Source organism: uncultured Shewanella sp., from assembly GCF_947495455.1.
In the GTDB taxonomy this organism is placed as follows: Bacteria; Pseudomonadota; Gammaproteobacteria; order Enterobacterales; family Shewanellaceae; genus Shewanella.
Genome location: NZ_CANLZC010000166.1, coordinates 1 through 7,023, shown reverse-complemented (window position 1 = coordinate 7,023; position 7,023 = coordinate 1). Strand labels below are relative to the sequence as shown.

Genomic DNA, 7,023 nt, shown 5'->3' with positions numbered 1-7,023 from the left:
GAGAAAGCCACAACTTAATATAACATCAGCCGAATTCAACGCGATGACAGTAATGCGTTAAACCGATCTGAGGTTATCATAAACTACCCTTTTCTCAGATGGGACATTTTGGTTTAAGGATGTTTAGGCAATATGGTAATGCAGATTTTAAGAGCAGCATTTGGGTTGATTTGGCCAAAAATGCCAGTATTTTGAATAAAGCCAATGCAGCGATACCAACAGTAGATCAAGTGACAGATTACGTAAATATAGTCAATCAAGGCTTTACTGATACGGATCCTGTTCGAGCTAAGTTACGATTAAAGACACTAACAGAGATGCCTGAATACTTATTGATAGGAAATAGACTATTAGAGGCAATGGCTAGACTTAATCAATATGGACTAAAAAGTACAGTAGATGAAAATCTTAGGCGCATAATTAGAAGTCAGAGTTTTGAATCTTATGTATCCGATCCTGACATGATCCGTGCTTGGGCAGCACAACTTGCCAATCAAGTTTATTATCTACGCCAACTTGGAGAGCAAGATGTAGTGAATAGTTTTATCTCTGAATTTAAAACAGTGTACCCTGATGCTAATGACAAAAATATCAGCAATCAGCAGTATAGTAATAAAATATATGGCATGACACATCTTATATTTTCTGCTTCAGAATATTACCAGAAAAATGTTAATGAAACTGATTTTAAATGGATTTATGACTATTTCAGAAAGAATATTGATACAATATTAGCAAGAACAAAAGCGGATGTGATTGCTGAAGTGGGTATATCATTTTTACTTGCTAATAAAGAGAAGGATCCTGTTGTTATTAAAGCGAAACAATATATTTATAATGCCATTGATAAAAAAAGGAATATGATCCCTTCGGTGAATGGAAACTTTGAACTTGCTTATGGAGAGCATAGAAACGTACTTGCTATTATGTTACTTGACTGGGGTGGAGCAAATAGTAGACCCACTTACCAGTCTAATTCGGCTATTTTTGCTAATCTTCCTTATGGGATCGAACCCAAATAATGCCAAGTTAAGTTAATTTCATGAATGGGGGTCTGTATGCTATCTTTGTATAGAAAAGCCTATATGCGGTTATTTTTAGTATTGACAATACCTTTGTTATATATCAGTCAAGCGCTTGCAGTCAGCCAGAATGCTAATGCTGATTTCTATCATCAAAAATTAACAGCAGCAGAAGTGGAGCATGTTTTATATGAGTTGGCTTCAAAAGATAAACGGATACATGTTGAAAGTATCGGTTATTCTGACAATAAGCAACCTATTGTAAAAGTCAGTTTAACATCGGCAAAACAGGCGGCAACTAAAGCTAAAGTTAAACTTGTGATCACGGCGGGTCAGCATGGTGATGAGCCTTCAGGAACCTTAGCTATTTTGTCATTTTTAAAAGAGTTAAGTGGTAAAAAAGATGATAATTTATTAAATAATATTGATATTGTTATCATTCCTCTGGTGAATCCCGATGGTTGGGATAAAGAGACGCGAGAAAATGGAAAAGGCATTAATATTAATGCGGACTATGTATCACTTAAGACACCAGAAGCAAGAGCTGTGGTGAGTGTGATCAATACCGAGTCACCTAATGTGTTGTTAGATATTCATGAATCGAGTACATATAAATCGGTACTGACAGGTAAGCAAGGCTATTTAACGGATGTGGTGAGTCAATTCGAAACCAGTAATAATGCAAACGCCTTTAAGAAAATACAAGATTTTGCTAATGATCATTTTTTACCTGCTGTGATGAAAGAAGTTTTCTATCAAGGAAGTATCGCCCAGAAGTATCAAGGAGCAATTGTAAGGCTTAATCAGCCTTTAACAGGAGCCAGATCGACGATCAATACATTAAGAAACTATGCTTCTTTTCATCATGTATTATCTATTTTGTTAGAGAGTAAAAAAGATTATCAGAAACGGCATTTTTTAACACCTGAGAATATAAAAAATCGAGTGATGAGGCAAAAAGTTGCCTTAAAAAGTGTGTTAGATCAGGTGAGCAATAATAAAGCCGATATTTTAGCCTTAACTTGTTGCGATGAAAGCATGAAAGAGAAAATCATCGCAAATGTGAATTATTCTTTGAATAAATTAAAGCCAAATAGAAACATTTCCTTAGTTAATATTAAAACAGGTATAAAAGAAATTCACTCCTTTCCTAACTGGAGTAATGTGGTTGCGAGTCAAACTTATCAAAGGCCTGCTGGCTATGCGATTATGGATAATGAAGGGCAACTAAGCACTTGGCTGGCTTTACACGGTATTCAAGTCATGCATGCCAGTAAAGGAAAATGGTCAGGGGTGAGTTTACGTTTGAAGAATAAGGAAGAGCGCAAGGAAGCGGGTATTGGCACAAGAATTGAGACTATTTTGAATTTTGATGAAGAAGATAAAGTGCTGGAATTGAATCCAAATAATTTGATTGTTTCCTTAGATCAGCCTTTAGGTGTGTTAGCCAGCTTATTGCTTGATCCTCGATCTGGATATGGACTTTATCAAAATCACTATGAGAATTTAAAAATTAATCAAGTGCCTAGTATACTGCCATTGAAAGAGATAAAGTCGCTTTGAGTCAAGTGACTGAAGACCCAAATCGGTTACGGATTTGGGTCTATTCCCCTGCTATTTACTTGAGCGTTTGACTAATTCATAAACCACTTTAGTGAGAGGTTGATTATTATTTGAGGCGCTTATGGCGCGTTTTTGCCAATAAGTTGGAATAGAATATCCTTCTTTCCATTCGCCATAGACTTTAGGATAGGATTGTGCAATAGCTGTTGTTGTCGGTGTCCATAAAAAGTCAGGATGAGCGTTAGAGTACCATTCGCCTCCAATGATTGATCCTTTATCATCTAATTCTAAATCATAGAAATAATTAACGGTAACTGTATGGTCATAATGCTCATTATCCGTTTTATTGTGAGTCGGGCTATTTTCAGATAAATATTCCAGTTCCATTTTAACACCGACAATGTGAGTGGCTTGATTGGCACGATAAGACTTAAATTTATCTTGTTTATAATCATCAATATTGATGATGGCATCTTGAAGTTTGTCTTTGGCTTTATTGGATAATAAATTAACGTATTGAATCTTGTAGGATAAAATAGGCTGGTTCCAGACTTGATAATCATAGGTTGCGTCCATCACTAAGCTGCGTTGGCTTATTCCTATTTGATTTAACACAGCAGTATGGAAACTGCCTGGATTATTATCAAAACAACTTTGCTCTATGATACGCCCGTTTTCATCTTTTTCTGGATTTTTGATATTGCACCTTTGACCCATGAAGTTGCTTTGATATGGAGCGCTTGCCCAGAGTAGAGTGCTTAATGCTTTGATATCAGATGGATAGAAGGTGAGATCTTCACCTTTTGCATCTTTAACATTAATCGCATTTTTGGGTCTGTCCATCATATAAGCAGCGGCAGCCCATCCATGGCACAAGCCCATCCATCCTTCCACTTCACCATATGCATCAAAGTAATGTTTACCTGAGTTCCATGCACTTTTAGTGAGGCTCATATTAGAATCGCCAACGAGTAAGTCATATTTCTCTGCAGGGGAAAGGTTTTTTCTATCATCATTGATATATTGTTCTACAGGTTTTGTTGTGTGTGAAAAGTCATAATATTCTTGCCAATTACTTGCTGAAGGATAGTCTGCATATCGCCAAGCACTGGCACCAGAATAAAGTGGCCAATAGGTGTCTGACCAAGCTGTTCTAGGTAAGTGACTCTCTCGACTAGCTTTACCATCAAGTTTGACTAAATTCGTTTCTATATTAAAACCGAGATCAATTAAGTAGGCTGGATTATCTTTTTGATAGTTTATTTGGCTCAATTCACCAAAATTGTTAGGCTGGCTATTTTTTTTGATAAATTGTTCCCGTAATTTATCTTTAAATGTGACAAATTCATTATTATTTATCTGTTCTTGAGAAAAGTATAAGGAGGGCTGTTGTTGTCTATGACTATGTTTTTCAGGTAGCTTATTCATTATCTTTGCAGGGTTTTTATGAAACTCTTTAAAAAAAGGGATGACATTATCATTTGCATAAGTTGAAGTTGATATAGAAAGTAAAACAGCACTTATCGACAGTGATAATATATGTTTTTTCATGACAATTTCCTTTGTTATAAAATTAAATTCAAGCGTTTTTGTCTAATTTAATTGTTTTATATACCGGCTAGATAATAAAGTTTTAAATAAATAGACTTCTCCATATTGATAAGTTTTAAATTTCATTGTTGAAGGTATAACAAGAATTCACTTGTGTAAATGATATTTATTATTGGCTTTTTGATTTTGAATATAAGCTAGTTCTTAATTTTGTTTTTTTGTTAAAGATTTATTTTTTATTTTAATATTGAATTTGCTAATTTAGAGGGCGTTAAATTTTTTGAGGCAAGCATAGTTATTGACGTCTAATTGGATTAGTTTTTTATAAAATAGTTTTGAGTGTTTTTTATATTATTTTTTTAAAGTGATAATGTTAAATGAATTAACATTGTTTATATTGTTTTTTTAGACTTATGTCTATTGATGAATATTTTTCATGATTTAATTCAATCTGTGATGGATAAATTTTCAAATGATGATTGTATCGAATGATGTCAAGGGTATTTAAAATAAATAATTAATATTGATCCCTAGGTATTTTTCTTCTGTGGAGTCGATAGGATCGTTAATTTGTTCGTCATAACAGCGATTTACATAATACAGCAATAAATCAATGGCGTTAGAGAGTGAGTATTCAAGGCCTATAGCGGCAGAGCGGCCTGTATTTTCCATTATTTGGAATTGCCCTTTTATATTGACGCTATTCAATGGATAAATAAGACTTAGCATGTAACCGGTATTAATAGGCTCTGACACTGCTATACCCAGTGAGTAGACTTGTTCTTGTCTTTGATACATGCCTCCTAGGATGAGTTGGTTGAACTGGCTCTGGAATGTGGCTCGAAAAATATTATACCCTTTAACATTATGATCATAAGCGATTGCGGTATAGAGAGCTGAGTCGTTGAGCAAAGTGTCTCCATATCTCGCTGCAATACTATAACCGTTCATACCATATTGTTCTTCATTGGCATTTGTTAAGTAGCTTATGCCTACATTGCTGCCTTGCCAAGTGGGAGTGACATAGGTGGCTGTTTGGGGCAGTCTATCTTGCCCTTTGAAAAGGAATTTAATATCTGCAGATAAATAATTAAACAAGTCGACATTACCTTCTGAGCGTTTCAATAAGGTTTTATCTCGTCCAAGGGCTATGACACCTAAGTTTCCTTGCAGACCGATATATTGATCTTTTGGGGAAAAGTCATTTTCATTATCTTTTCCGCTCTCCATTTCATAAGAAATATTGTAAAAAAGATTAAGCGCTTTATTTATGGGTCTTTCTCCTCTTATGCCCAAATAACCATAGATAGAAATGTTCATCTTAGCTGTCACTGTTTCCATATATTCTGGACTAATACTGAGGTTGCCAAAAATGTGGCTTTCTTCAGCGTTAGCAGACAGGGTGAATATAGGCAAAGTGAATAAATTAATGAGCATGAATATAACGCCGAAGGAAATAATGTGCATGATAAGCATTAGCGGATTGGTATTGAGTTGAATGCTTATGATGCACAATTGTTAATAAGATGTATACGTTCACTGTGGTTTTTCTGCCGTCTAGAATAAGTTAGCAAGTTAAATAAAGAATAAGAGGTAAAATATAAAAAATATATTCATATCATAATGATACTTTTATTGTGTTACTTTATTGACTGTAACCCTGTTATTAAATGCCAGAATAGAAAAGGAATCATAGATGGAAGAAGTTCATATTCGCCCCGCTGTAGAAACGGATATAAAAGCGATAAGTCACTTGATGATAGAGCTGACGGAAAAATACATCACTTTTGAGTTAGCTGATGACGTAAAAGGCAAGCTATTGGCTTCGTTATCGGTTGATTCGCTGATGGAAGCTTTTAATAAGCACTGGGATTATTTTGTTGCAACTATCCATAACCAGATAGTCGGTGTGATTGGGATGAAAGATGTCTCTCATTTATTGCATTTATTTGTTATGGAAGCCTTTCAGGGAAAAAATATTGCCAATCAGCTATGGCAAGTGGCAAAAAACAATGCGTTAACTTTATGCCCTTTAACTTGCTTTACGGTCAATTCAGCCATATCGGCACAAGCCGTTTACAAAAAGTGGGGCTTCAGGGCCATTGACGGTGTGAGGACACGAAATGGGTTTTCTGATGTGCCGATGAAGCTATACCTGTGATACTTCAAGATGCCTATTTTTAGAGTGCGTACAGTGGGTAAGTGTGCTTCATTCAAGGCGTACTCTTTTAAAAGACAAAAGATTTAAAAGACAAAAAGGGCCGAAATGCTTATTGCCTTTTAAGATGATACAACTAGAAGTGCGAGCTTCACCAGAGTCGCTGATGAAGTTATCTTGATTATCAATTATTTTTTGATAGTGTATGAATAATTAGCCTCTAACTCATAGTGAATTTAAGCGCTATACTCTTTCCACTTCATAAATAAAGAGAAAACATGATGACAAAATTGACTATTGTGGCACGCATTCAAGCTAAAACAGACAAAATTGAGTTAGTGAAAGCCGAACTATTAAAATTGATTGAACCAACTCGACAAGAAGAAGGTTGTCTGCAGTATGATCTTCATCAAGATAACACAGATCCTGCGGTCTTTATGTTTTATGAAAACTGGGAAAGCCGAGAGTTATGGCAAACTCATATGAATAATACCCATTTACAAGCCTATATGGCCGCAACGGATGGGGCGGTTGAAAACTTTACGTTAAATGAGATGACACACATAGCTTAATGACCAGTGTTGAAAATGGTCATTGATAAAGCCCGCATATGCGGGCTTTTTGCTGTTAGTCGTGTCGTTTTTGCACAGCCATGTAGATCCAATATAGTAATGTCACATTTCCCCAATTTAGAGATGTCACATTTTGGTATGCTGGGAGCAAATAATC

5 protein-coding genes and 1 pseudogene are annotated in these 7,023 nt (G+C 35.3%); 4 read left to right on the top strand and 2 right to left on the bottom strand.

Going from position 1 to position 7,023, the window contains the following annotated elements:
* Positions 1 to 92: 92 nt before the first annotated feature.
* Positions 93 to 1,022: pseudogene (locus tag Q0791_RS23920) on the top strand (DUF3541 domain-containing protein); the annotation flags it as partial.
* 36 nt (positions 1,023 to 1,058) lie between these two features.
* Complete coding sequence (locus tag Q0791_RS23915) at positions 1,059 to 2,585, top strand: M14 family zinc carboxypeptidase (RefSeq protein ID WP_299011774.1); 1,527 nt, start codon at positions 1,059 to 1,061, stop codon at positions 2,583 to 2,585.
* A 51-nt stretch (positions 2,586 to 2,636) separates the two neighbouring features.
* On the opposite strand, the gene Q0791_RS23910 is transcribed toward Q0791_RS23915, so the two are convergent.
* Positions 2,637 to 4,136, bottom strand: a complete 1,500-nt coding sequence (locus tag Q0791_RS23910; protein ID WP_299011773.1) for a peptidase — start codon at positions 4,134 to 4,136, stop codon at positions 2,637 to 2,639.
* Between the two features lie 504 nt (positions 4,137 to 4,640).
* Positions 4,641 to 5,573 carry a porin gene (locus Q0791_RS23905; protein WP_299011772.1) on the bottom strand — a complete coding sequence of 311 codons (933 nt, stop codon included), beginning with the start codon at positions 5,571 to 5,573 and terminating at the stop codon, positions 4,641 to 4,643.
* A gap of 259 nt (positions 5,574 to 5,832) precedes the next feature.
* On the opposite strand from Q0791_RS23905, the gene Q0791_RS23900 reads away from it, so the two are divergent.
* Positions 5,833 to 6,297 (top strand): GNAT family N-acetyltransferase, encoded by a 465-nt coding sequence (locus Q0791_RS23900; protein ID WP_299011771.1) that lies wholly within the window; start codon positions 5,833 to 5,835, stop codon positions 6,295 to 6,297.
* Between the two features lie 278 nt (positions 6,298 to 6,575).
* A complete protein-coding gene (locus tag Q0791_RS23895) occupies positions 6,576 to 6,866 on the top strand; it encodes a putative quinol monooxygenase (protein WP_299011775.1) in 291 nt (96 codons plus the stop codon).
* Positions 6,867 to 7,023 lie beyond the last annotated feature (157 nt).